The sequence below is a fragment of the Streptomyces hazeniae genome (assembly GCF_031845485.1).
Classification (GTDB): Bacteria; Actinomycetota; Actinomycetes; order Streptomycetales; family Streptomycetaceae; genus Streptomyces; species Streptomyces hazeniae.
The window spans coordinates 1-23,633 of the sequence record NZ_JAVREQ010000042.1 but is presented as its reverse complement, the minus strand read 5'-3'; the positions used below and the strand labels follow the sequence as shown (position 1 = coordinate 23,633).

Below are 23,633 nucleotides of genomic sequence, written 5' to 3'. Positions count from 1 at the left end.
CCGCATCCACACCGCGATCGGCGACATCCCGCCCGCCGAATGCGAAGCCACCTACTACGCTCAGCACCAGCCGCAACCGGCGGCTGGAGCCAGTCCATAGAGCCTCCACCGACCCCGGCACGGTTCAGGGAAGACCGTGGTGGTCGACGAGGCACACGCTTACGACGCCTACACCCATGCCCTGCTGCTCCGGCTGCTGGAGTGGCTGGGAGCCCTCGGCGTCCCCGTGGTACTGCTGTCTGCCACTTTGACCGGCGACATCGCACGCGGACTGGTGCGTGCCTACCTGACCGGTGCTGAACCTTTCGGCACCCCACGCGAGGTGCCCGCACCGGCCTACCCGGGGTGGGTCTACGCCTCCGCCCGCTGCGACCTCGTTCTCGAGCCCGCCGAACCGCTCCGCAGCGAAAGAGAACGAAGGCTTGCAGTGGACGTACGCCACGTCGCGCAAAGCTACGAGTCGGATCGCGTCGACGGCCGACTGGCCGCCGTGCTCGACGCGCTCGTAGGTGTGGCTGACGAGGGTGGCTGTGTGGCGGTCATCTGCACCACCGTCGCCGAGGCCCAGCAGACCTACCGTGCCCTCCGCGAGCACTACCGTTCTCGCTACGGCGCGGGCTACCTCGGATGGGACGACCGCTCGGGGGAGGACGGGGAGCGGGAGGATGCCGCGGCCGGCCCTCGACTGCGGCTCCTCCATGCCCGATTCCCCGCACACCGCCGCGCTGAAATCACAGCGGAGGCCGAGGGCTGGTTCGGTCGCACGGACAAGTCCGGAGTGTGCCGGCCGACCGGTCCTCGCGGGGCCGTTCTGGTCGCCACCCAGGTGATTGAGCAGTCCCTCGACCTTGACTTCGACCTGGTGGTCTCCGACCTGGCGCCCATGGCCATGCTGCTGCAACGGGCGGGCCGGGTCTGGCGCCATTTGGACCCGCCACCGCGCCGCCCCACCTGGGCCAGGGAACCCAGGCTCGTGGTATTGGCACCCATCGGCAAGGACGGCCACTTGGCTGTGCCAAAGGCATGGGGTGAGGTGTACCAGCTTTCCCTGCTCCAGCGCACCCTGGAACTGCTGGACCAGCGTGGAGGGGAGCCGATCGCAGTCCCCGGTGATGTCCAGTCCTTGGTGGACGGTGTCTACGCGGAAGAGTTCGTTTCAGCGGTGCCCGACAAGCTGGTCGAGCGTGACTTCCGACGGCTGGCGGACGATATGGCGCGCAGTGCCATGGCAGACATGGTTGCTCTGCCGCCGCCGCACCGTGTCACCTCTCTGCATTCCCTGACGACCAGTGATGCTGACGAAGACCTGGTGCGTACACGGCTGGGGGCTGAGTCTGTCCCGGTGCTACCGGTGTTCGAGAACGAGGACGGCCGGTGGTTGGACGAAGGATGCAGCATTACGTTGCCGGAAACCGGTGAAGGGCGGAACGGCCGCTTCACCAGGGCTGAGATCCGCAAGGTGCTCTCCTACGTGGCGCCCCTCGCCCACGGGAACTGGCGCACGGCGTGCGGGTCGGCGAACGAGCCACCATCTGCCTGGGGCGAGGAACCCCGACTGGCCCGCCTCGTCCTCTTGCCGCAGCGTGTGACGCGCGACGGAGTGGTGGGCACGGACCTGGACGAGTTCCGCATCACGTATGACCGCGTGTTGGGGATGGTCACACAACGAAGGAATCAAGCCACGGCGGTGACCTGAGCACTCATCTTCCGGAGTTTTCCTGCGCGGGCGCTTCCACTTGGCTAGGGTTCTTGTGTCGCGCGACGTCCCGAGGACTCGCAGACCCGGCAACCAGCGGGGTGACGAGTGTCCTAAACCCCCGCTCGCGCGGGGACTAGAGCCTGCACCGAAACGCGACCTGAGCGCTCATCGGCTCACCTCCGCTTGTGCGGAGCTTCTCCGCTGCTGCGGAGGTCTTCAGACTACGGCCTTCTCCACAGCCGTCCCTCCCCACCGGTACCGCTATGTGATCGGGGTGCTGTCCCTCCATGCCCTCTGACGTGGTCGGCAACGACCGCTTCCCTCTCGACCTCCGACCGTGGGTGCCCGTCTTCGCGAACGGTGACACGCAGCGGGTTGGCCTGCGCGAACTGTTCCTCCGAGCTCATCAGTTCAGCGGTCTCGCCGTGGCCCTTCCGCCGGCCGCCTCAGGACTGATGCGCGTGCTGTACGCGATGGCCGCCCGGATCACCGGCCTGCACGAGCTGCCCGACGGCGACACCGAGGCATGGCTGGACCGGCGCTACGAGCTGCTGGAGGACGGCGCCGTGTTCGAACCGGACAAGGTGCACTCCTACTTCGACGAGCACGCGGAGGGATTGCGCCTGCATGATCACGACCGCCCGTTCCTGCAGGACCCTCGGCTGGCGGCCGAGTGCACCGGATCCTCCGGAGTCAACAAGCTGGTGATGGCCCGGCCGGCCGGCAGCAACCAGGTGTTCTTCGGTCACTTCACCGACGCCGAGCAGGTGGCGCTCCCGTCCGAAGAAGCAGCTCTCCACCTCGTCGCCCAGCTCTACTACGGTCCGTCCGGGCAGTGCACGCCACGTACGGTCGACGGACAGCGGTACGGCAACACCATGGCCGGTCCCATGCGGCGTGTCCTTTCCTGCCATCCCACGGGACGGAGCCTGTACGAGACCCTGCTGCTCGGCGTTCCCGCCCCGGACACCTGGCCGCAGGACACCGGTGGCGGCGATGGCTGCCCCTGGGAACGAGAGAAGCCGATCAACCCCCTCGGAGCACCTAAACGGGCGACCGGTCCCCTGTCGATGCTGACCGAGCAGTACCAACACGCCGTCCTCCTGCGACCCGGACCGGGCGGGGAAAGTGTCGTGGACGCGACGATCACCTGGGCGCTTCGCGTCAACCGGCCGAAACAGCAGGACCCGTACCTCATTTGGGACGAGACCGCTGACGGCACTCTGCGCCCCCGGAACGCCGACGCGGACAGGGCTCTGTGGCGGGACCTGGACGCCATGATCCTCCTGAGGCGAAGCGACGGCGGTCGCAGGCCGCCGGTGTTCGACGGACTGACGGGTGCCCAACTGCCCGGGCCGGTCTTCCTGAAGTTGCGGCTTACCGCCTACGGATTCCATCAGGACGGCCAGACCCGGGACCGCACCTACTTCGGCGCCATGACCCCGCCGCTGTTCGCGCTCCTCGACTCCGCCGGGACCAAGAACGACACCGCACTGGCCCTCGGTGTCAAAGAGGGCAGAGAGGCCGCGGAGAAAGCCGCCTGGCACCTGTCGACCGCCCTGCGCGCCGCATGGCGTGAGTACACGAAACCACCCGCAGAGAACTCTGACGGCAGCAGGGCCGTAAGACCTGCAAGACAACAACAGGAGAAGTCCCCCGGGCCTTGGCCCGAGGCTGCGCTGGCCGCCTACTGGCCGACAGCCGAGGAGCGCTTCTGGGAGCTGCTGGACGCCGAGGACTTCACCACCGCCCTGCCAGCCTTCGGTCGGCTCGCCCTGCGCATCTATGACGGCATCACCGCGTCGGTTGCGGCCGAGCCCCGCGGTGCCAAAGCCCGTGAGAACGCCCGCGGCCTAGTACTGACCCTGCTCGACCACAGGCGAGGCCAAGACCGCTGACCACTCCACAACAGGCAGCTGGCCCAGGTACGGGCCGCCGTCTTCCCGTCCTGCCCATGCCGTCTTGGCTGCCAAGACCATCAGCACTGAAAGAAGCCGACGATGAACGCCACGGACGAGGACCACACCCCGCCTTCGGAAAACCCGGCACCCCCGGCGCCGCGCCATGCACGGCTCACCGGCTGTGACTCATTCGTCGAGCGGGTACGAAAGGCCTGTACCAGCCCCGGGGCCCAGCAGGCGCTCCGGCGCGGCCTGGCCAAGCCCGTGCACGAGGTACCCGCCCGGACCCACGCAGCACTACTGCGCGGTGGCCTGGTGCCCGATGGGGCGAAGGGAGAGGAACGGCGTGCCTACTACGCCGTGGCCGCGCTGATCGCGGCCCGACCCCGTGCCGAACGCGTCGCGGAGACCACCAGCAACGACCAGGGCACCACCGAGCAGCTGCCCGGCGTCTCGAAGCAGCCGCCGGACGGCGCCCCCCCGGCAGCTACCACAACAGCTGAGCAGAAGCCAACCTGGGGGACAAGCCTGGGAACGAGCCTGGCGCAGGCCGTCATCTCCGACAGGAACCGGGAGAACGGCATCGAGTCACGGCTGCACCTTCTGGTGCGGCAGGAGACCGACGGACTGCACCGCATGCTCCCCGCCATGCAGCGCCTGCTCGGCTCGACTGGCGTACCCGCCGATTATGGGCGTCTCCTCCACGACATCGCCCACTGGACCTACCGGCGCGAGGAGACATCCACCCGCTGGCTGGAGGACTACTACCGCACCCTCCGGCGCGCCAGACAGAGCGATCGCGGCGACACATGACCGGTGCCCACGTCACCGCCTCCCTACACGACGACCTTCACTCCACAGTCTTCTTCGACAGAACCGGGAACCGAACCATGACCACGCCCACGACCTCCACCACGGCAGCGGAGCACACCGCCGCGCAGGCGCCGCGCTTCCTCGACGTGCATGTCCTCCAGACCCTCCCGTTCAGCAACGTCAATCGCGACGACCTCGGCTCCCCCAAGACGGTCACCTTCGGGGGCACGACCAGGACGCGGGTCTCCAGCCAGGCGTGGAAGCGGCCCACCCGGCTGGCCGTCGAGGCACACATCGGCGAGCGGGCACTGCGCACCCGCAGGCTCCCGCTGCAGGTGGCCAAGGCCCTCGCGGAGCGTGGCTGGCCAGAGGATCTGGCGGAGCTGGCCGGCGCCCAGGTCATCCGGTCCACCGAATCCAAGCTCGACCTGGAGGAGGACAAGGAGACGGGGAAGAAGGTCACCACCGCTTCCTTGCTGTTCCTGCCCGACTACGCGGCCGACGAACTGGCCGACATCGCCGAGCAGTACCGGGAGAAGCTGGAGAAAGCCCTGGGCACCAAGGCAGCCGCCAAGCCCCTGCTCCCCAAGGACGCCGTGCACGAGGTCATGAAGTCGCGCAACGGCTCCATCTCGCTGTTCGGCCGTATGCTCGCCGAGATCCCCGGTGCCGGGGTCGACGGCGCCGTGCAGGTCGCCCATGCCTTCACCACCCACGGCACCTCGGTACAGGCCGACTTCTTCACCGCGGTCGACGACGTCGACCAGTGGGCCACCGACGCGGGCAGCGCCCACATGAACACCGGCGAGTACAGCAGCGGCGTCTTCTACCGCTACACCACCCTCGATCTGTGCGACCTGACCAGCAACGTCTCCGATCCGGCCATGGCGAGGGAACTGGCCGAGGCGTTTATCACCGCCTTCATCCAGAGCATGCCATCGGCCAAGAAGAACTCCACCGCCCCGCACAGCATCCCCGACCTGGTGCACGTCGCCGTTCGCTCCGACCGGCCGGTCTCCTTGGCAGCAGCCTTCGAGAAGCCCATCAAGGCTGAGCGAAGCGGCTGGAGCGCACCCTCCCAGGCCGCCCTGGACGCATACGCGGCGACGGTGAACAGGCTCCTTGGCTCCGCAAGCCTCCTCCACAGCGCGTACGCCGGAGTGGACGGCGCCGACCGGGACGGACTAGGCACCCGGGCCGACTCCTACCCCGACCTGGTGGCCGGCGCACTGGCCACCGCTTGGCCGCAGGACGGGAGCACCAAGGCGTGAGCGGCAGCGGCCTCCTGATCCAACTCGGCGGCACACCCCTGCAGTCCTGGGGCGAACACAGCGCCTTCACCGACCGCGACACCGCCGCCCACCCCACCCGTTCCGGACTCATCGGCATGATCGCCTCGGCCTTCGGGATCCCCCGAGACGAAGCCGTCGCCGACTCGCCGGACGCCCCGGGGCAGCAGGCGCTCTTCACCCGGCTCACCCGCCTGCGGTTCACCATCCGGTACGACCGTCCGGGCGTCCGGCTGCGTGACTTCCACACCGTCGGCGGCGGATACCCTGCCCACCGGACGGTACCCACCGCCAAGGGCGGACGGCGCCGCCCAGGGCAGGGCACCATCGTTTCCCACCGCCACTACCTGGCCGACGCCGTCTTCACCATCGCCGTCACCGCCCCGGACGACCCCAGCCTGACGGCCGAGTGCGCCCAGGCCCTGACCGCACCCCACTGGCCACTCCACCTCGGCCGCCGCTCCTGCACGCCCGGTGCCCTGCTCCTGCTCGGTGCCGACATGCCCGACCCAGTGGCCGAACTACTGACGGTGCCCCTGGCCCGTCCCCGGCCCGCCGCCGCGCCACGCAGTGAGGAAGACGAAGCCAAGAATCCTGGAACCGTCAGCGTGCGGTTCACAGCGGACATCCCCTTCCCGCCCTACTTCCCGGCCTCCGCCTCCAGCCGGACTCCCGTCACCGCTCTCAACGACGAGCCCGTCCGGCTGAAGTCCCACGATCGCGTCTACCGCAGCCGCCCCGCGTACACCATGAGCTGCCCGCTGTCCGCCGATTTGTGCAAGAACTACGGCCTGGCATACCTCACCGCCCTCGACAACTACCTCAACCCGTCCACGTCCAAGCCCGAAGGGACCGACGCATGACCATCGCGACACCGACGAGTCCCACCTCGACCGACAGCGCCTGGCTCATACACCTGCGACTCAACACCGCCAACCGAGCTGTACAGCGGGACCTCGGCAACGCTGCCTCCCTGCACCGGCGCGTCATGACTCTCATGCCCGACAACCTGGGAGACAGCCCCCGCTCCCGCGCGGGCGTCCTTTTCCGCCTGGAGACCGACGGCACCGGAGCCCCAGTCCTACTCGCCCAAACCCGCATGGTTCCCGACACCGCCCGCCTGCCCCACGGCTACGCGGACGCCCAGACCAAGGACATGCAGCCCCTGCTGACCGCCCTGCGCCCCGGCCTCACCGTGCGCTACCGGCTCCTGGGCAACGCCATTCGCCGGTGCGGACGCAACAGCACCGAAGGCCGCTGGAAGCAGGCCATCCCCCTGCGCGGCGAGGAGGCCGACCACTGGTGGGCCGAACGTGCCACAGCCGCCGGCCTCACCCCGCACACCATCCTGTCCGAACCCTCCGAACCCCTCACCGCATGGCACCACCTTGCCGACCACGACGGCAAGCAGCCTCAACAGACGAAGGCCCACGCCAAACGGAACAACGGCCGGGTGCTGGTACCCCACCAGGCCACACGCTTCGAGGGCACCGCGACTGTCCGCGACGCTGAGGCCCTGCGACAAGCGCTGCTGCACGGCATCGGTCGCAGCAAGTCCTACGGATGCGGGCTACTCAGCCTCGCCCCTGGCCACCAGGACGGGTGAGGAGCCCGAGCATGACCGCCCCCTCGACGCCCCGCTCTTCGCGCGACAAGAACTCTGCCCGGCGCCGCATCGCCGCCCACGCTCGCCATGCTGCCCAGGGTCGGCGACTCGCTGTCGTTCCTGTACGCCGACGTGGTCCGCATCGTCCAGGACGACACCGGCGTCTGCGCCGAGACCACCGGTGCAGACGGGGAGACCACCCGCGTCTACCTGCCGACCTCGGCGCTCTCCAGCATCCTCCTCGGCCCCGGCACCTCCATCACCCAGCCCGCCCTGGCCACTTTCGCCCGCCACGGCACCACCGTGGTGTGCACCGGCTCAGGCGGTGTCCGCTGCTACTCCGCCACCACCTCCGACGCACTCACCACCCGCTGGCTCGAACACCAGGTACACCAGTGGAGCGACCCCGAACGCCGACTGGCCGTAGCCAGGCAGATGTACCTCAAACGCTTCAACATTCCCATCCCCCCGGCGACACCGCTGAACAAGCTGCGGGGTCTCGAAGGACAGCGCGTCAAGGCGCTTTACAAGCACCTGGCCCAGCAGCACCGCATCGGCCGCTTCAGACGCAACTATGACCCCGCCGCCTGGGATGACCAAGACCCGGTCAACCTCGCACTGTCCTCCGCTAACACCTGTTTGTACGGCATCGTCCACGCGGCTATCGTCGCCCTCGGCTGCTCACCCGCCCTTGGCTTCGTACACCAAGGCAAGCAGCACGCGATGGTCTACGACATCGCCGACCTATACAAGGCGGAACTCACCATCCCTCTCGCCTTCTCACTGCACAACTCGCCCCACCCCGAAGCCATGGCCCGCCGCGGCTTCCGGGAAGAATTGCGTCTCTACAAGCTGCTGCCGAGGATCGTCGCTGACATCCAGTCCCTCCTCGCCCCCGACGTGGCCCAACCAACGCCGGATGGGCAGGCGGTGGAAATGGTCAACCTCTGGGACCCGGAGGCCGGATCCGTCCCCGCCGGCGTGAATTACGCGCATCAGGTCGGACTGCCGGACAGTGACTCACTGAACGAGGGTGACCTCAACACCCAGCCCTAGACTGCTATGACTGCCTCCAGAGAAGCCACCGGCCTATGCCTTCTATGACCGTCATGTCCACCACGGCCATTCCCGACCACGTTCGAGGTGCCCTTACACGCTGGATGATCGAGCCCACTCCTGGTCTCTACGTCGGTACCCTCTCGGCGCGGGTCCGCGACGAGCTCTGGCGCGTGGTCAGCGCCTCCATCGGTAGCGGTGCCGCGGTACTCGTGCACCCGGAAGCAAACGAACAGGGCTACACCCTCCACACAGCCGGTGAACGTCGCCGTATCCCCCTTGATTTCGACGGCCTCACTCTCGTTGCCTTTCGCCCCGAGGAGTACACGGTAGACCCCCGCTCGCGCGGGGATCACGTCTTGTAGCCCGGAGGTCAGTCGGGACGGTCCGGAACACCTCCACTCACTCGGGTGCAATGGGAGGAAGGGCGTGTCTGGAAGTTCGTGTAAGTCCGTGATGTGACAGGCTGGCCGAGGCTCAGCCGTGGGCCCTGGCCAGCCGGGACGGGCAAGTCATGACGGACAACGAGATCCCGGCCGGTGCTCCGGTCGAGGACGCGGTGGTCGACGAGGTCGTCGAGCGCCTGATGGATCGCACCACACGCGTCCGGTGCGGCCCTTCTCGGCGAAGGGCGGATAGCTGACCGAAGCCACCCGCTGTGTGCTGGAGCGGGCCCTGGATGCCGAGATGACCGCGCATCTGGGCTATGAGAAGCACGACCCGGCGGGCTGGGGGTCAGGCAACTCCCGCAGCGGCACCTCGTCGAAGACGGTGCTCACGGACGCCGGCGCCGCCACGCTGGAGGTGCCCAGGGACCGGTCCGGGTCCTTCGAGCCGCAGCTGGTCCCGAAGCACACCCGCTGGCTGCCGGGCTTCAACGAGCAGGTCCTGTCGCTGTATGCGCGGGGGATGTCGGTGCGCGTCATCCGCTCCCATCTGGCCGGCCTGTATGGCGTCGCGGTCTCCGGGGACTTGATCTGGCGACCGGGCTGGTGTCGGCGCGGTCGTGGGGCCTGTGGTTCATCTCGCGGTGCGCTGGGCGTAGGGAGGTGGGGCGGTTGGTGGAGGGCCGGCGCGGGGCGGGGGCGAGGCGGCCCGGGTTCGTTCCGGGCTGGCTGCTGGCGGGGACGAGGTGGCGCGGTGGCAGCGGGCGCGCGCGCCTGATAGGTCGGCCAGGGCGCGGCGTGTTCCGACGATGAGTTGGTAGGGCGTGTTCGTCGGGTCTTTGGTGTGTGCCTCGATGCGGATCCCGGCGTGGTGGGCGGTGCCTAGGACGGCGCGCTGGAGGATGCGCTGGCCCCAGTGCTGGGGCGCGCCGGCCGGCGCGGCGGCAAGTAGCTGGAGGACCTCGGCAGGGTCGGTTCCGGCTGTGAGGAGGCTGCGGTGCTGCGCTTCCCACAGCACGGTGACCGGGTCGACGGGCGTGTTCCGTCGGGTGAGGGTGGTGATGCAGTGCCACAGCCCGGCGTGGAGGGGGTGGGTGAAGTCTTCCGGGGTCAGCCATCGCATGGTCGCGGCTTCGCTGGGTTGGGCTGTGGCGGTGGCTAGCAGCAGCGTTTCCTCGTCGAGCGCCTCTTCGGTGCGGCCGAGTGGAGGGCTGGGGGGTGCCTGTGGTGTGCGGGGCGGGGGGCCGGGGTGTGGCGGGAAGCGTGCCGCGAGGCCGTCGATGAGGACGGTGAGGATGTCGGCCTGTTGCAGGGTCGTGGCGACGGGGTGGGGGAGTGTGGTGTCGGTGGCGGTTTGGGCGAGGCGCTGTGCCTCTGCGCGGAGGACCCGGCGGGCGTGGTCGGCCTCGATCATCCGGGCGTACGTTCCGGCGTGCTTGGGCCAGGGGCAGACCTGTACCAGTTGGTGGATGTACGCGGCGGTGAGCCCTGGTGTTTGGCGTCGGGCGGTGTTGAGTACGGCGTCGAGCCAGCGGGTGGTCCTCGCGTGCTCGATGGGGTCGGGGAGTGGCAGGTCGCGGATCGCGCTGAACAGGGCGCCGTGCGCCGTGTTGGAGAACGATGCCGGCGCAATGGTTCCGGGCAATTCGTGGAGGCGTTGGGGTTCGAGGAGGAGCGCGCCGAGGAGGGCCTGCTCGGCGTAGTGCACCGGCTGCGGCGCCGGTAGTTCGTCGAGGTCGCCGTCCTGGTGGTGGGTGGCGGTTCGGTGCATCAGGCGGCGAGGGTGAAGTCGTCGGGGTTCAGGGTGCGGTTGACGTGTGGGGCGAGCAGGTGGGCGGCCAAAAGCGGGGGGACTGCGTTGCCGATCTGGGCGAACTGCTGGCCCTTGTTCCCGGCCCAGGGGTAGTCGGAGGGGAAGGTCTGCAGGATGCCGGCCTCGACTGCGGTGATCCGTATCGGATCCGGCACCACCTCCCATGCACCGTCGGACGGGGTGGTGGGCTGGGCGACCCAGGTGCACTCGTTCGCCCGGTGCCCGAAGAACAGCGTCCCGGCCGGCTCGTCCGCGCGACGGGTGGTGGCGTGGGCCTGGTTGTTGCTGCGCAGCGACCAGGCCCAGCGGTGCGCGGCACCGGTCCTGGGTGCGGGCTGGTCGACGGGACGGTCCTCCGGGATGTCGTGGCGGGCAGCCCAGTCCGGTCCTTCCTTCCGGGGCTGGACGGATCGGCCGTCCTCTGGGGGTGCCCAGGTGCCGCGGGTGCGTGCGTCGGAGAGGGTCTTGCGGGAGCCGGAGGGGAAGGGTTCGGGTCCGCCGCCGGGGCCTCCGCCGGCGCAGATGGTGGGTACGGGCCGGTCGGTGGCGCCCCATCCCAGTGCCTGGGCCATGGAGACCCAGCGTGTGCGGCCCGGGCCGAACAGGTTGTCGGGTTCGGCGGCCTGGGCATGGGTCGGCGCGGGCGGTTCGGCGGTGCGGGTGCGGGAGGCGAGGAGGATCGCTCGGCGGCGGGTCTGGGGGACGCCGTAGTCGGCGGCGTTGATCAGGCCGGTCCAGGTGGAGAAGCCCCAGCCGCGCAGGTGGGCGGCGTACTGCTTCCACAGCGGCAGTACGTCGGGGACTTCTTCCATGGTCACCCACTCCGGTTCCCCGGCGGTGTTGAGGGCGTTCAGGTAGCGCATGGGCTCTGCCGCCAGCAGCGAGCGTTCGTCGCGGCAGGCTGTGCGGAGGCGGTCGCGGGTGTCGCGGCCGGCGGCGAGGTCGGTGACGGCCTGGTGGACGAGCGGCTGGTCGAGGATGCCCAGGCGCTTGCCGGCCATCGACCATGCCTGGCACGGCGGGCTCGCGATCAGCCCGACGGTGCGGCCGATCCACGGCCACACCGGGTACAGCGCGACATCCGTGCGGAGGGTCAGCTGGCCGGCGGCGGCGCGGGTGGCGCAGGCCCACCGGTCCCATTCCAGGCCGATGTCGCGGACGCCGAGGATGGACAGGGCGTGGCTCCAGCCGCCCGGGCCGGCGAAGAGGTCCAGGATCAACTCGCCAGCCCGAAGCCGTCCTGCGCGGGTTCGGTCTCGCCGCGGCAGGTCCAGGGTGAGCACCCGTCGACTACGCCCTCTTCCAGCGCCTCGGGGTCCGTGTCGTCGTCGAGCTGTGGTTGGCGGGCTGCCCGTTCGGCGGCGGTGATGTGGTCGATCGGCGCCTGGTCGAGTGGCAGGCGGGAGCGGTGCAGGTACGCCTGCCCGAGCAGGGGGTTGCCGGAGGCGTTCGCGCGGGCGTTGCCTTGGCGGATGGCGGCGTCGAAGGCCACGACGTCGTCCCACTCGGCGGGGCTGGTGTCGCGGATGTGCCGCCATTGGGCGTTTCCGTGGAAGGGGCAGCCCAGGCAGCTGGACTTGGGGGTGTCGGCGAGGCCGAGGCTGGTGAGGTAGCGGACACAGTCGTCGCGGGACCAGCCGAGTTCGATCAGCGGGTGGCGGTTGCGCATGTAGCGCACGTCGGCGTCCTTCGCGCGGTGGAACTCGTCGGTGGAGATCCCCACCCACTGCTCCACGAACACCCCGTCGGGGATGCGCTGGGGGTGGGGGTAGCCGAGGAGTGCGCGGACCTGCTTCTTGATCGGTTTGATCTTGTATTCGCCGGTGCACTGCCTGCGGGTCATGCCCTGCTTGCCGTCCTGGTTGAGGATGTAGAGGGGCATGGAGGCGAAGCGGTGGTTCGGGTCGAGGGCGTCGTGGCGGATGTTGCCTGAGGAGACGCGCAGCAGGGGGATGACGGCGGGTGCGGCGACTTCCTTCTCCAGGCGGTCGAGGTGGGCGTATACGGCGGCGGGTTCCCACCCGGTGTCGGCGAAGATCGCGTAGTCGACGGTGGGGAGGATGCCGTGGGCGGACAGGGCGAGCATGGCGCTGGACTGCACGCCGGCGCCGAGGGATATCGCGCGGAACGCAGGTGAAGTAGGGATGGCGGGGTCCTGACGGGGGGGTGGGGGTGGGGTAGGGCGGCCGGGTCGAAGGCCGGGGGTGTTTAGCGTCGGCGGCTGGGGCGGGTCGCTGCCGGGGCGGCGGGGCTGGCAGGGGCTCGTGTTCGGCTGGTGGGTTGCGCTGGATTGGCGGTGTCGAACGCCGCCACGCCTTCCACTCCTCCGAGGGCTCCTCGCGGATGTGAAGCCATTGCGCGTTGTTGTGGAGTGGGCACGCCTCGCTTTCCGGACACGTTCGTCGGCTACCGTGCGCCGAGATCGGTGGCTGGCGCGGTGGAGGAGTAGGTGATGAACCCGGTGGGTGCCTCGACGGGCTCGGATGAGCTGAAGCGCCGCTTGGGGGTGTCCGACGCGGTCATGATCGGCCTGGGGTCGATGATCGGGGCTGGGGTCTTCGCCGTTCTCGCCCCTGCTGCGGCCGTCGCCGGTTCCGGGCTCCTGGTCGCCCTGGCGCTGGCTGCCATCGTGGCGTACTGCAACGCCACGTCATCGGCCCGGCTGGCTGCCCGTTATCCCGAGTCTGGCGGGACCTACGTTTACGGCCGTGAGCGTCTGGGCGAGTTCTGGGGCTATCTGGCCGGCTGGGCGTTCGTGGTCGGCAAGACCGCGTCCTGTGCTGCGATGGCCTTGACCGTCGGGTTCTACGCCTGGCCGGGGCAGGCGCCCGCTGTCGCGGTTGCCGCCGTGGTGGCGCTGACCGCACTGAATTACAGCGGCGTGCAGAAGTCCGCGTTGGTGACCCGTGTCCTCGTGGCTGTCGTTCTTGCGGTCCTGGCCGCTGTGGTGACCGCCTGTCTGACCGGCGACACCGCCGACTTCGCGCGTCTGGACGTTGGCGCGGACGTGACCGTCGGCGGGACGCTCCAGGCGGCCGGCCTGTTGTTTTTCGCCTTCGCCGGTTACGCCCGGATTGCCACTCTCGGCGAAGAGGTTCGGGATCCTGCCCGCACGATTCCCCGCGCGATCTCTCTGGCGCTGGGCATCACGTTGGTCGTGTACGCGGCTGTTGCCGTGGGCGTGCTCGCGGTTCTGGGGCCGGACCGTCTTGCTCAGAGTGCCGCGCCGCTCGCTGAGGCAGTGCGGGCCGCCGGTGTCCCGGGGCTGGCCCCGGTGGTCCGGGTCGGGGCGGTTGTCGCGGCGCTTGGGTCGCTTCTTGCATTGATCCTCGGGGTCTCGCGTACCACCTTGGCGATGGCCCGTGACCGTCACCTGCCGCATGCTCTGGCGGCGGTCCACCCCCGCTTCCAGGTTCCGCACCGCGCCGAATTGGTCGTTGGTGCCGTGGTCGCCGTCCTGGCTGCGACAGTGGATGTGCGGGGCGCGATCGGCTTCTCCTCCTTCGGGGTCTTGGCCTACTATGCCGTCGCCAACGCGGCCGCGTGGACTCTCACCCCTGGAGAGAGACGGCCGCCCCGCCTCGTGCCCCTCGTCGGTCTCGCCGGGTGCGGGGCCCTTGCCTTCGCCCTGCCTGTGGCCTCCGTGATCTCCGGCGCCGCCGTCCTCGTACTCGGCGCCGCCGTATACGGCGTGCGGACGGCCATGGCCAACGGCTCCCGGAGCTGAGCCTCCTGCTCGCCGCAACCCGCCCGAGGCTTCACTCCTCTCGCTCATCGGTGCGTGCCGGGACGGTGCCCATGAGCGAGGACGGGTGCCGTGGCAGGCGCTGGCGGGCGGGCACGGGTTGGCTTCTGCACCGTCAGGGCGAGGCGGCCGGCGGCGGTTATGTGGATGCGCTGGCCGGTGGCGGCGGGTGTGCGGGCGGTGTCGATGAGGCGGTGCTTTTCGAGGACGGCGAAGGGAGTGGCGTGGAGGGTGGTGCCGTCCGTGGCGGTGATCCTCGCGGCCCCGCCGCGGATGGAGGTGTAGCGGCTGGCTCCGCCGTCGGCGATCTTCTCCAGGGCGGTGTACTGGGCTGCGGTCAGGTTCGGAAGCGGCGGCCGGTGCTCGGGGCTCTGGATGAGGTCGTCCATGATGCCGGTGGCCGTGGCGTGGCAGGTGGCCGCGCACACTTCGAGCTGGAGCGCGGCGTCCGCGACGCCCTGCGCAATCATCTGCCTGGCTTCGTCGTGCCGTACCTGCACGGCGGCGCCCTCGTCGGCTGTCGAGCGGTCCGGCGATTCGGCGGTGTCGAGGGGGTTGGACCCGAGGGTGTTTGCCAGGGTCGTGGCGGCGTTGCTGGCGGTGGCGACGAGGGAGCTGAGCGCGTCGAGGGCGGCACGGGCGCCGGGGGCGGCGGTGTACTGGCTGCCGTCGAGGACGGTCAGCCGCGTCAGAGACTGGGTGACCAGGTCGTGGACGGCGGGGAGGATGGGGGAGAGGTGCCGGAGCAGTTCGGTGCCCGGCTCGGGCTCGACCCTCTGCACGGCTTGTTGCTGGGCGGTGAAGTTGTCGCCGAGCCGGTGCAGGTGGTCGATCTGCAGCAGGATGTCGATCTGTCGCATCGTGGTGAAGAGGCTCTCCTTGGGTGCGGGAGTGGGGGCGTTGTGGTCCGGGCAGGTCATGCGGCGGTGCCGTAGTCGTCCTGCCGTGGTGTGTGTTTGGCGAGGGCGCGGTCGGTGATGGCCTTCGATGCGGCGTCGGAGGCTGCGGCGAGTTGGTCGGCGCCGGGTTCGGCGTACCAGGGGCGCAGGTCGAGCATGGCGGCGCGCATGCCGGTGGCGAAGCACAGTGCGGTGCCTTTGGCCAGGGCGCGGATGGCGTCGGCGGGCAGGATGCGTTCCTGCCGCATGGAGACGGAGGTGGACTTCCCGGACTCGGAGCGGGAGGTGGAGGTGGTGGGGACGTCGTGGTCGCCGATGAGGCGGGAGAGTTTGTCGGCGAAGTCGGGGTCGTCGATGCCGGAGCCGATGACCTTGATGGTGGAGGCGGACCACATGGCGTCCATGCCGGCCTCGCCCCAGACTTTCTGGCCCTGGCGGTAGGACTGGAGGATGGTGAGGGGGATGATGCCGCGGGAGCCGAGGTGGGAGTACAGGTCGGGCAGGTCGCTGATCTTGCACACGTTGGCGGCTTCGTCCAGGACGGCGAGCATGGGCGGGTCGAGACGTCCGCCGGCGCGTTCGGCCTGTGCGGTCGCGGCCCGCATCACCGAGTCCGCGCAGGCGGCGATGAGTGCGGAGGCGCCGCCGCCTCCGTCCTTGGACAGCAGGTAGAGGGTGTCGGTGGAGGTGACGAACTCGGCCGGCCGGAACTCGGGCACGTCCTGTTGCGGGGTGATCCAGGCGGCGATCTGGTTGTTCAGCAGCGCGGCGGCGTACTGGCGGGCGGTCTCGTAGATGCCGTCTCTGGTTTCGGGTGGGCCTTCGACGGTGCCTTTGAGCTGGGCGGCGACGGCGGTGAAGCCGTGGTCGCGGAGGATGTCGAGTGGGGTGCGGTCGGCGGGGAAGGCCAGCCACCGTGTCACGTCGGTGATGGGCCGCTGGTCCCGGGCTGCGGCGAGGAGGAGTTGGGCGAGGATGTTGGATCCGGCCTTGGACCAGAAGTCGCCCTGCTGGTTGGCGTCCACGGAGGCGGCGAGGAAGTGCCCGGCGAGCCTGCCGGCGCCGTCGAGGGTGGTGGCGTCGGCCAGGGGGTTCCACCACATGGCGCGTTCGGCGTGGGCGATCTGCTGCGGGTCCATCGACCACACCCGCCCCGCCTGGGCGCGGGCGTCGAGGGTGGCGGTGTAGGCGTCGCCGCCGGCCTTGTTCGAGGTGAGCAGGACCGGTCCGGGCGCGGCGAGGATGGAGGGGACCGCGAGGGAGGTGGTCTTGCCGGAGCGGGGAGCCATGATGGCGACGGCGACGTCCTCGTACCCCATGCGGACCTCCCGGCGGGTGCCCTGCAGGTTGCCGAGCAGGACCCCGGTCTCACCGGGAGGCGGGTGCTTGGTGTCGGTGAGGCTGGGGCGCAAGGAGCGGGCCTTGGCGGTGGTGGCCTTGGCCAGCAGCGGCTGGACGTCCTTGGCTGTGGCCAGTCCGCGGATCTTCTTCCGCCGACCGCTGCCGAAGCCGTGGTGGCGCCACAGCAGCACGGCAGCTGCGGCGAGGGCGAGCAGCGCGATGGCGGGGACGATGCGGGCGGCGGCCAGCACGGTCGCGTCGGTGGCCTCTGGCCACAGGCGTTCGGGGTGGAGGAGGGCCTCGGCGGGTTGGTAGGGGGCCCATGCGTGGCCGGTGGCCCAGGCGGCGAGGTTGCCGCAGGTCCAGGCCAGATGGGACAGCGGCACGACGACGCCGAGCGCGCCGATCAGGATGCGGAAGAGGAAGTCGTATCCGTCGCTGGAGGAGGCGGTGGGGGAAGAGGGCAAGGCGAGAGGTATCTCCAGGGCAAAGGACTCAGGTCTGCAGGGCGAACGCCCGGCCATCCGAAGGGAGCCAGGTGTGCCGGCATGCGGTGAAGTGATCGTTCAGCGGACGTGCCGGCGGTGTCGCCCAGCGGGCGTCCGAATCGAGGCGACTCGTGGGCCCCTGGCGGGGGCGCGCTGCCGCCGGGAGCAGCGCGCCCCTCAGTCCGCTGTCGTGTGGGCTGTCACCGGCCGTCAGCGTCGCGGCGCGGGGCGGGGCGGGCAAGCGTGCTTCGCCGGCCGTCGTGGGTGATCAGTGGTCGTTGTAGATCTCGTAGGGCTTCCAGTTGCGGGTGACCGAGGAGGTCCCTTCGCCGACCCAGATCGTGTACCAGGTGTTCTCGCGCAGGTTGCTGTAGGAGCGGTCGTTGGCGTCGATGTAGCTGCACCGGCCGTTGTCGTAGGTGTCGCTGAACCTGTAGACGAGATTGCTGGTCCGGTTGGACTCCACGCGGACGTGCGCGCGGTACCCGTCCGTTGAGGTGTCGCAGAGCTTGAGGCGGTCGCCGTGTTCCTCGAAGTAGGCCGTGGCGCCGGCGTCGTACCCGGCGTACTTCTCGTACCAGGGGCCCCAGTCCCAGTTCACGGCGTGGGCGGGAGCGATGGCCAGCACGGATGCGGAGCCGGCGACTGCGGCGACCATCGCGGCACGGACGGCTCGGCTGGTCGTGGTCTTGCCACCTCGCGTCGATGCGGTGGTGCTGCGGGTGAGGGTGCGGATGGTGGTTCTCCTGTCGATGGTGTGACGGTGCGGGGAAGCTGGGGACGGCTGCGATGCGGTGGGACCGGGCCAGCCGGTCCGCTTGGTTGGGGGAAGCAGCGGTTACGGGTGGTGCTGACGGTCGGGGAAGGTGACGTAGAGGACGGCGCCGGGCCCGTGCGGGGGGCTGTGCGGGCTGTGGGTGGTGCCGCGGGCGCAGATCAGGACGTCACCGGGGCCGAGGTCGAGGTCGTCGTGGCGCAGTTGGCCGGCGAGAACGTGGTTGATCTCGGTGGAGTCGGCGTGGTGGTCGTCGGTGACCTCGGCGCCGGGCTCGAACCAGACGAGGGCCGAGATGGGCAGCGGCGCCCCCTGGTGCGGGTCGGTCATGGCCAGGGGGAGCATCCTCACGCCGGGGCAGACGTCGACGAGGGTGTGCTGGTCGCTGGTGCGGGTGAGGGAGAAGCCGGGTCTCATAGGTCCTTTCGCGGAGGGATTGTCGGGGGTGGGCGGCCCTCGTTCATCGGAGCGGCGTCGGAGCCGTCCGGGCGGGGTCCGGGAGGCGGGGGTCGATGGCGGCGAGGAAGCCGCGTTGTGGGCGGTGGCGTGGATGTCGAGTACGGCTTGCCCGTGGGCGGCCCAGTCGTCCAGGTAGCTCCAGGCTTCGGCGTCGTACTGGGCGAGCAGTGCCCCGTAGGCGCCGGCGCTGGGCGAGGATCCTGTGGCTCTCGCGGAGGCAGCGGGCGAGCTGGTCGAGCCCATCGGTGGGCGGGGAGGGGGAGGGGGGATGGGCGGTTCCTCGCGGCAGGGATGGCCGGGCGAGGTGGGATGTGCGGGGGTCAGCGCCGGCGTGCGGCGGGCAGGCTCGGCCGCACTTGCGCTGACCGGGCTTGGGCCTGGTGCTGGCGGCGGGCGGCGCGGACCTGAGCGCGGATGGCGTCCAGTCGGCTGGTGTGCGCGGCGACCACCTGCTCCGGAGTGAGCGGGCTGGGCTCCTGATGCACGTGGAAGTCGGCGGTGCGGTCGTGCATACCGCGCTGGAGCGGCGCCGGATCGGCGAGCGCGCACGCGAACGCGTGCACCAGGTGCACGGGCGCCCGGTCATCGAACGTCGCGTGCCAGATGCGGGAGCCTCGCGGCAGGTCGTAACCGAGCCTGCACGCTTCAAAGCGCCAGCTCTGCTCGTTAGCGCTGTATCCCGCGAGGCGCTCCTGCTCGAAACGGCACATGCCGTCCGGGGATGTGGTCTGCTCGCTGCCGGGGGCGTGCCGCCACCCCGCCGACGTCAGCGCCGAGGAGACGTCAGGTAGCTGCTCTGCGGGCGGGGTGAGCAGGGCGTCGGTGAGGGCGCCGATGAGTTCGGCGGGGACGAATTCACCGAAGGTGGCGTACCAGCCGGGCTCGGTGTCGGTGGCTTGTGCCGAGAGCATCCACCATGAGGAGACCGAAGACTGCGGATCGAAGCGCAGGCTGTACCGGGCGTCGGGTGAGCGCATCTCGATCTGCGGGCTGAGTGGGTCGGAGAGGTGCTTCCATCCGGCTGCTGCCAGGCCGTGGGTGACGTGCCGGGCATCGCCCGGCCCCGCCAGGTGGCGGGGGCTGGTGTCGAAGGGGATCCGCCAGGAGTGCGTGTCGGCGAACGCGGTCAGCTGTGCTTTCGTCACCGGCATGTGCCTGCCCCCTTCAGCGTGGGTGGGGAGGTTCGGCGGAGTGAAGCTGCGACGGGGATGGCGGTTCGAGGTTGCGCGGGCAAAGGGCTCCAAGGGGAGAGGTTTGACTGGTAGGTGGGTTAGCGGCGTGTGCGGGTATGGCCTGTTGCGGGGAGGGGGCCGGCCTTCGTTCCCGGGCGGTGTTTGCGGGCCCAGGTAGCGGCGTGGGCGGCGTGGAGTCGTGCCTGCTGCCATCCGCGCAGTTGGGAGGGCAGTACGGAGACGGAGGTGGTGCGGATCTTCGCGCTGTGCGGGACACGTCCGCGGGGGCGCATCACCGGGGCCGGGTCGGCGAGCGCGGCGGAGAAGGCTTGCACGAGGTGCATGGGGGTGGTGGCGCTGAAGTACGCCAGCCAGGCGGTGCTCTTGTCGTCCCCCGCTCGCACCGCCCATCTGGCGTGGCCGGCAATGATCGGCTGGTATGCGAGGCCAGCGGTGCCATCCGGACTGACAGCGATGGTGTAGCTTCCGGCGCCGGCCGTCATGGTCCACTGCTTCTGGCGCAGCGGCGCCCACACGTTGGGTGCGTGCGCTGTGCGGGGGCGGGTGAGGGCGTCGGTGAACCCGGCGAGGATCTCCACGGGTGTCCGGGCGTCCAGCACCGCGGTCCACCCCTCCTGCCGCGTGGTGGCCTTGCCCGCGATCGTCCAGGCGCCCGGTCCGGCCTGGGGGTCGTAGGCGATCCGGATGGTGCGGTCGGGGCTGTCGAGAACCAGCGGACGTCCCGGCTTGGTCTTCATCTTCCAGCCGCTGGCGCGCAGGAACTCCGCCACGTGCCGCACGTCGCCGCCGCCGGCCAGGTGCCGCGGGCGGATGAGGTAGTGCTGCTGCGCCTGCTCGCCCTGCCCCTGGCCGGGTCGGTATTTCCTCACCGGTGGCGCCGTACGACGAGCGGCGCGGCCGTGGGAACCGGGGCTGCTGCGGGAGCCGGGGGCGTGTGGAGGGTTCGAAGGGTGTCGGTGTGCTCGTCGAGGTCCAGGACGATGTCGTGGAGTTCGTTGGCGGCCCGGCCGAGCGCGAGCCATACCTCCGCCGGGAGGGCGCCGCGTTCGGCGTGGTCCTTGACGAAGTGGGCGCCGGCGACCATCAATGCGGTGACGCGGCTCAGGACGCCCTCGTCCGGCTCAAGTACGCGTGCCAGGACCTGGGCGGCTTCGCGGGCCGGGAGTGCGGAGAGGCGGTCGCCGAGCTGGTCGAGCTGGCGCGCGATCTCCTCGGTCAGGCGAACGGATGGGTCGGTACGGGACATGGCTCCCCCTGAAGTGTGCGATCAGCGGACGTGGTCGATGCGCGTTGTGCGCGGGGCTGGCAGCGGCGGGCCCGGGCGTGTCCGGGTGGTCAGCGGCGGCGGTGTCGCTCGGCCGCCGGCTGCGAGAGCGGCGAGTGCGGTGCAGGACCAGAGGCGGTGGGCGCTGGTCGGTCCGCTGGGTGCTGGAGTGCGACGGTGATGCCGTATTCGCCGAGTTGCCGGCCGGTCTCGCGCACGGCGCGGGCCTGTTCGGCGGTGTCCTCACCGTGCAGCCGGTAGGTGCCGGTCTGCTGTTCGCGGACGAACCCGCCTGCCGCCAGGATCGTGGCGGCCCTCGCGCTGCCGGGGGTGGTGGTGAGGCTGCCGTCGGGCTGCCAGTTGAGGACCACACGGTCCGGCCGGGGCGATCCGGCCCAGGAGGCGTCGCGGGCCAGAGCGGTGGCGTTGCGGCGGACCTGCGCGAGCGCGGCGTCGTAGCGCAGCAGCAGCTCATCGACCAGCCCCGCGCCGGCCACGGAGTCCACACTCAGCGAGACGCCCCTCGGCTCCCTCACCTCGCGAAAGGCCCGCATGGGCAGCCCCCGAGGGATGAGCGAGGCAACGAGGAAGCCGCTCTGCGGGCCGTCGCGCCGGTCGAGGACGACCAGCTGCACCCCCTCGCCCGTCAGGACGACTGCCTGTTCCAGTGCGTGGGTGGCGAGGGAGTCGGCGATCAGACCGGTGTCCCACACCTCGTCGTGCAGTTCAGCGAGTTCGGCCTCATGCTCCGGCGCACGGTAGGCGGCGCACTGCCAGGCGCCGGGCAGTTCACCGGCCAGGCGCCGGGCGAACGCATCGAGGCGCCGTGAGTCTTCGTCGTCGTACATGGATTCCTTCGTGAAGATGGCGCGCCTTCAGCAGCGCGGGCCACCCGTCCTTCTGACACCGGGTGGTGGCGGGCAGGCGCATACCGCGGAGGCTTCGCGCTCAGTCGCGGGAACCTCTCCCGTGCAGGTGCTGCGGGCGTGGTGCGGGGTGGTCCGGTCGGCGAGCATGTCGCGGGTGTGGCCAAGGTCGGCGCGGATCGTGTCGAGACGTTCCTTGGCCAGGTAGCGCAGGCGCCGGGCGATGTAGGGGTCTGCCGGGTCGCCGAGCTCGTCGTGGAAGTCGGCTGCGGCGGTGAGGACGGCCGCCACGCCCGCCAGGATGCTGTCGTGGGAGGCGGTCAGCTCGGTGAGCACTGCGGCGGCCTCATCGGTGGTTGTCGCTTCGCGGATGCGGTCGGCGAGCTGGGCGACCTGGGCGCCGAGCGACAGATAGTGGGTAGGGCGGGCTTCGGTGTCGAAGGGCTCGTCGCAGTCGACGTGGTAGCCCACGGCCCGCAGGCGCCCAACAGCCTCACCGGCGAGGGCGGTCGCCTCAGCCTGGTCGAGGCGGGTGGGGGCACGGTGGTAGGTCTCGTGGACGCGGACGACGGGAACGAAGCCGCAGCGCTGCAGCATGCTGTGAGCCTGGGGGTCGCCGCCGCGGGCGAGGACCTCGCCCGAGTTCGAGTCGCGTCGGATGGTCAAGAGGTGTTCTGGCAGGAGGAAGGGGGCGGATCTCCTACGGTCATCGTCGTGGGGAACGGCCTGCTGCGGCCTGAAGGGCGTGTGAGTCACCGGCCGGCCCGGGTGTCGGCGATGTGCACGAGCTGGCCGAACGCGGTGATGGTGTACCAACCGCAGTCGACGAGCGCGTCGCGGGAGGCGTGCTTGGGCAGCAGGTGGTCCTCCATGGCGCGCAGGTGGATCAGGCAGTCCGGGCAGCCGGGGGCCAGGTGAGCGAGGTAGCGGGGGTGGGCGGTGAGGAAGGTCTGCGCTCCGCCGTCGGGATCGCGCAACCGCCAGCCGTCCTCGTCGGTGGGCGTGTGCCACGACGGCGCGACCACCCGCATCACATCCCCCCACAGCGCGCTGCCGGCGACGCCCTTGACGACCACGACCTGGTCCCCGGCCCGGAAGTGGGCGTGGGTGATGTCCCGTTTGGGGGTGAGCGGGTCGCTCGTCGGTGCATGCACGAGGGTGCTGGGCGGCAGATGCGGCTCGGCCACGAAGAGTCCTTCCACACGAGGGGTCGGGCGGTGTTGGAAGGTTCAATGGTCCGGAGAATGCACGGTTCGGCTAACCGGGCCCGTACAACTATGCTGCTGCGCCGTTTCAGGGCAGGTATTCAGTTCCGGCGCTGGATCATGCGAGGTTTGGGCGACCGCTCCGCTGCTGGGAGACGAAGGGTCGCCGCCCGGCGCCCGAGGGGGATGGGGGCGTCCGGGCGGCATCTTCCGAGCATGGCCGCGCGCGACGTCGGGAAGGCCGAATCAGGGCCGTCAAGGAAGCCCGCGGCTGTTGTCGGCCTGGTTCGGGGGTACGTGGCATGCTCGGCCCGGATCTGTCCCGGAGCGGCTGCCGGTGTGGCGCATGGGTGTAATCGGGGGACTGGTGGGCATCTCCTGCTGTGTCGGTCCCACGCTCCTTGCCCTGCTGGGCATCGTGAGCGCCACGACCGCCTTCGCCTGGGCCACCACACTCTGTGACGACTACGCCTGGTGGTTCCGCCTCGCTGGCCTCGCCGTTCTCACAGTCCTGGCTTGGGTCGCCCTGCGGCGCCGCAATCAGTGCACCGTGGCCGGACTACGGCGTGGGCGCCGACGGCTGCTCGCGGCCCTGGCCGTTGCCGCCGCGACCTACGGCGCCCTGTATTTGATCACCACATGGCTCGGCACCCTCGCATAGCCCGCGTGCTGTGAGCCGCAGGCGTACCGGCCGGTGCGCCGGGCTGCAGCCGACCGCGCGGGGGAGCGGTGTTCCTACCGGCGGGCGCGGTGTTCGGCTTCACGCCGGATGTCGGCGAGCGTCGCGGCGACGGTCGCGTCCCAGCTCCTCGCGACCAGGGTGCCCCATCGGGCG

The 23,633-nt window shown here is 70.3% G+C and carries 23 protein-coding genes and 1 pseudogene; 11 read left to right on the top strand and 13 right to left on the bottom strand.

Annotated features, from left to right (window positions below):
* The first annotated feature begins 136 nt into the window (after positions 1–136).
* From RM572_RS27845 to RM572_RS29875, 9 genes and pseudogenes are all read left to right on the top strand, one after another.
* Entirely contained in the window at positions 137–1,696 is a 1,560-nt protein-coding gene (locus tag RM572_RS27845; RefSeq protein WP_311676153.1) for a hypothetical protein, read from the top strand.
* A gap of 290 nt (positions 1,697–1,986) precedes the next feature.
* On the top strand, positions 1,987–3,597 hold the full coding sequence (casA, locus tag RM572_RS27840; protein ID WP_311676152.1) for a type I-E CRISPR-associated protein Cse1/CasA: 1,611 nt from the start codon (positions 1,987–1,989) through the stop codon (positions 3,595–3,597).
* A 102-nt stretch (positions 3,598–3,699) separates the two neighbouring features.
* A complete protein-coding gene (gene casB / locus RM572_RS27835; RefSeq protein ID WP_311676151.1) occupies positions 3,700–4,413 on the top strand; it encodes a type I-E CRISPR-associated protein Cse2/CasB in 714 nt (237 codons plus the stop codon).
* Between the two features lie 77 nt (positions 4,414–4,490).
* On the top strand, positions 4,491–5,684 hold the full coding sequence (gene cas7e, locus RM572_RS27830) for a type I-E CRISPR-associated protein Cas7/Cse4/CasC (protein ID WP_311676150.1): 1,194 nt from the start codon (positions 4,491–4,493) through the stop codon (positions 5,682–5,684).
* Entirely contained in the window at positions 5,681–6,565 is an 885-nt protein-coding gene (cas5e, locus tag RM572_RS27825; protein ID WP_311676149.1) for a type I-E CRISPR-associated protein Cas5/CasD, read from the top strand. Before cas7e ends, cas5e begins: the two co-directional genes overlap by 4 nt.
* Complete coding sequence (gene cas6e, locus RM572_RS27820; RefSeq protein ID WP_311676148.1) at positions 6,562–7,308, top strand: type I-E CRISPR-associated protein Cas6/Cse3/CasE; 747 nt, start codon at positions 6,562–6,564, stop codon at positions 7,306–7,308. The genes cas5e and cas6e overlap by 4 nt, the downstream gene beginning before the upstream one ends.
* Before the next feature lie 87 nt (positions 7,309–7,395).
* Positions 7,396–8,364 carry a type I-E CRISPR-associated endonuclease Cas1e gene (gene cas1e / locus RM572_RS27815; RefSeq protein ID WP_311676147.1) on the top strand — a complete coding sequence of 323 codons (969 nt, stop codon included), beginning with the start codon at positions 7,396–7,398 and terminating at the stop codon, positions 8,362–8,364.
* Between the two features lie 35 nt (positions 8,365–8,399).
* Entirely contained in the window at positions 8,400–8,729 is a 330-nt protein-coding gene (gene cas2e / locus RM572_RS27810) for a type I-E CRISPR-associated endoribonuclease Cas2e (protein ID WP_311676146.1), read from the top strand.
* A gap of 149 nt (positions 8,730–8,878) precedes the next feature.
* Positions 8,879–9,342, top strand: a pseudogene (locus RM572_RS29875) (transposase); the annotation flags it as partial.
* A gap of 42 nt (positions 9,343–9,384) precedes the next feature.
* Here the strand turns inward: RM572_RS29875 and RM572_RS27800 are convergent.
* Genes RM572_RS27800 through RM572_RS27790 form a run of 3 tightly spaced genes read right to left on the bottom strand, consistent with a single transcriptional unit; the run spans position 9,385 to position 12,649 of the window.
* The gene (locus RM572_RS27800) at positions 9,385–10,521 is read right to left on the bottom strand and encodes a DnaB-like helicase N-terminal domain-containing protein (protein WP_311676145.1); all 1,137 of its coding nucleotides are present in this window, start codon (positions 10,519–10,521) and stop codon (positions 9,385–9,387) included.
* On the bottom strand, positions 10,521–11,783 hold the full coding sequence (locus RM572_RS27795) for a DNA cytosine methyltransferase (RefSeq protein WP_311676144.1): 1,263 nt from the start codon (positions 11,781–11,783) through the stop codon (positions 10,521–10,523). Before RM572_RS27795 ends, RM572_RS27800 begins: the two co-directional genes overlap by 1 nt.
* On the bottom strand, positions 11,780–12,649 hold the full coding sequence (locus RM572_RS27790; RefSeq protein ID WP_311676154.1) for an adenine nucleotide alpha hydrolase family protein: 870 nt from the start codon (positions 12,647–12,649) through the stop codon (positions 11,780–11,782). The genes RM572_RS27795 and RM572_RS27790 overlap by 4 nt, the downstream gene beginning before the upstream one ends.
* 366 nt (positions 12,650–13,015) lie before the next feature.
* Between RM572_RS27790 and RM572_RS27785 the strand changes: the two genes are divergently transcribed.
* Positions 13,016–14,290 (top strand): APC family permease, encoded by a 1,275-nt coding sequence (locus RM572_RS27785; protein ID WP_311676143.1) that lies wholly within the window; start codon positions 13,016–13,018, stop codon positions 14,288–14,290.
* Between the two features lie 44 nt (positions 14,291–14,334).
* Here the strand turns inward: RM572_RS27785 and RM572_RS27780 are convergent, their stop codons facing one another.
* The 10 genes from RM572_RS27780 to RM572_RS27735 form a co-directional block, all read right to left on the bottom strand.
* Positions 14,335–15,228, bottom strand: coding sequence for a hypothetical protein (locus RM572_RS27780; protein ID WP_311676142.1), 894 nt, complete (start codon positions 15,226–15,228; stop codon positions 14,335–14,337).
* Positions 15,225–17,015, bottom strand: a complete 1,791-nt coding sequence (locus RM572_RS27775; RefSeq protein WP_311676141.1) for a type IV secretory system conjugative DNA transfer family protein — start codon at positions 17,013–17,015, stop codon at positions 15,225–15,227. The genes RM572_RS27780 and RM572_RS27775 overlap by 4 nt, the downstream gene beginning before the upstream one ends.
* 289 nt (positions 17,016–17,304) lie before the next feature.
* Positions 17,305–17,694, bottom strand: coding sequence for a hypothetical protein (locus RM572_RS27770; protein ID WP_311676140.1), 390 nt, complete (start codon positions 17,692–17,694; stop codon positions 17,305–17,307).
* 180 nt (positions 17,695–17,874) lie between these two features.
* Complete coding sequence (locus RM572_RS27765; protein WP_311676139.1) at positions 17,875–18,513, bottom strand: hypothetical protein; 639 nt, start codon at positions 18,511–18,513, stop codon at positions 17,875–17,877.
* A 77-nt stretch (positions 18,514–18,590) separates the two neighbouring features.
* The gene (locus RM572_RS27760) at positions 18,591–19,421 is read right to left on the bottom strand and encodes a DUF317 domain-containing protein (RefSeq protein WP_311676138.1); all 831 of its coding nucleotides are present in this window, start codon (positions 19,419–19,421) and stop codon (positions 18,591–18,593) included.
* A gap of 119 nt (positions 19,422–19,540) precedes the next feature.
* Positions 19,541–20,332 carry a DUF317 domain-containing protein gene (locus tag RM572_RS27755; protein ID WP_311676137.1) on the bottom strand — a complete coding sequence of 264 codons (792 nt, stop codon included), beginning with the start codon at positions 20,330–20,332 and terminating at the stop codon, positions 19,541–19,543.
* Entirely contained in the window at positions 20,329–20,709 is a 381-nt protein-coding gene (locus RM572_RS27750) for a hypothetical protein (RefSeq protein ID WP_311676136.1), read from the bottom strand. Before RM572_RS27750 ends, RM572_RS27755 begins: the two co-directional genes overlap by 4 nt.
* A gap of 89 nt (positions 20,710–20,798) precedes the next feature.
* Entirely contained in the window at positions 20,799–21,575 is a 777-nt protein-coding gene (locus tag RM572_RS27745; protein ID WP_311676135.1) for a hypothetical protein, read from the bottom strand.
* 27 nt (positions 21,576–21,602) lie between these two features.
* Entirely contained in the window at positions 21,603–22,259 is a 657-nt protein-coding gene (locus RM572_RS27740; RefSeq protein WP_311676134.1) for a hypothetical protein, read from the bottom strand.
* 86 nt (positions 22,260–22,345) lie between these two features.
* Positions 22,346–22,780 carry a hypothetical protein gene (locus RM572_RS27735; RefSeq protein WP_311676133.1) on the bottom strand — a complete coding sequence of 145 codons (435 nt, stop codon included), beginning with the start codon at positions 22,778–22,780 and terminating at the stop codon, positions 22,346–22,348.
* Positions 22,781–23,144: 364 nt separating this feature from the next.
* Between RM572_RS27735 and RM572_RS27730 the strand changes: the two genes are divergently transcribed.
* Entirely contained in the window at positions 23,145–23,459 is a 315-nt protein-coding gene (locus RM572_RS27730) for a hypothetical protein (RefSeq protein ID WP_311676132.1), read from the top strand.
* Positions 23,460–23,633 lie beyond the last annotated feature (174 nt).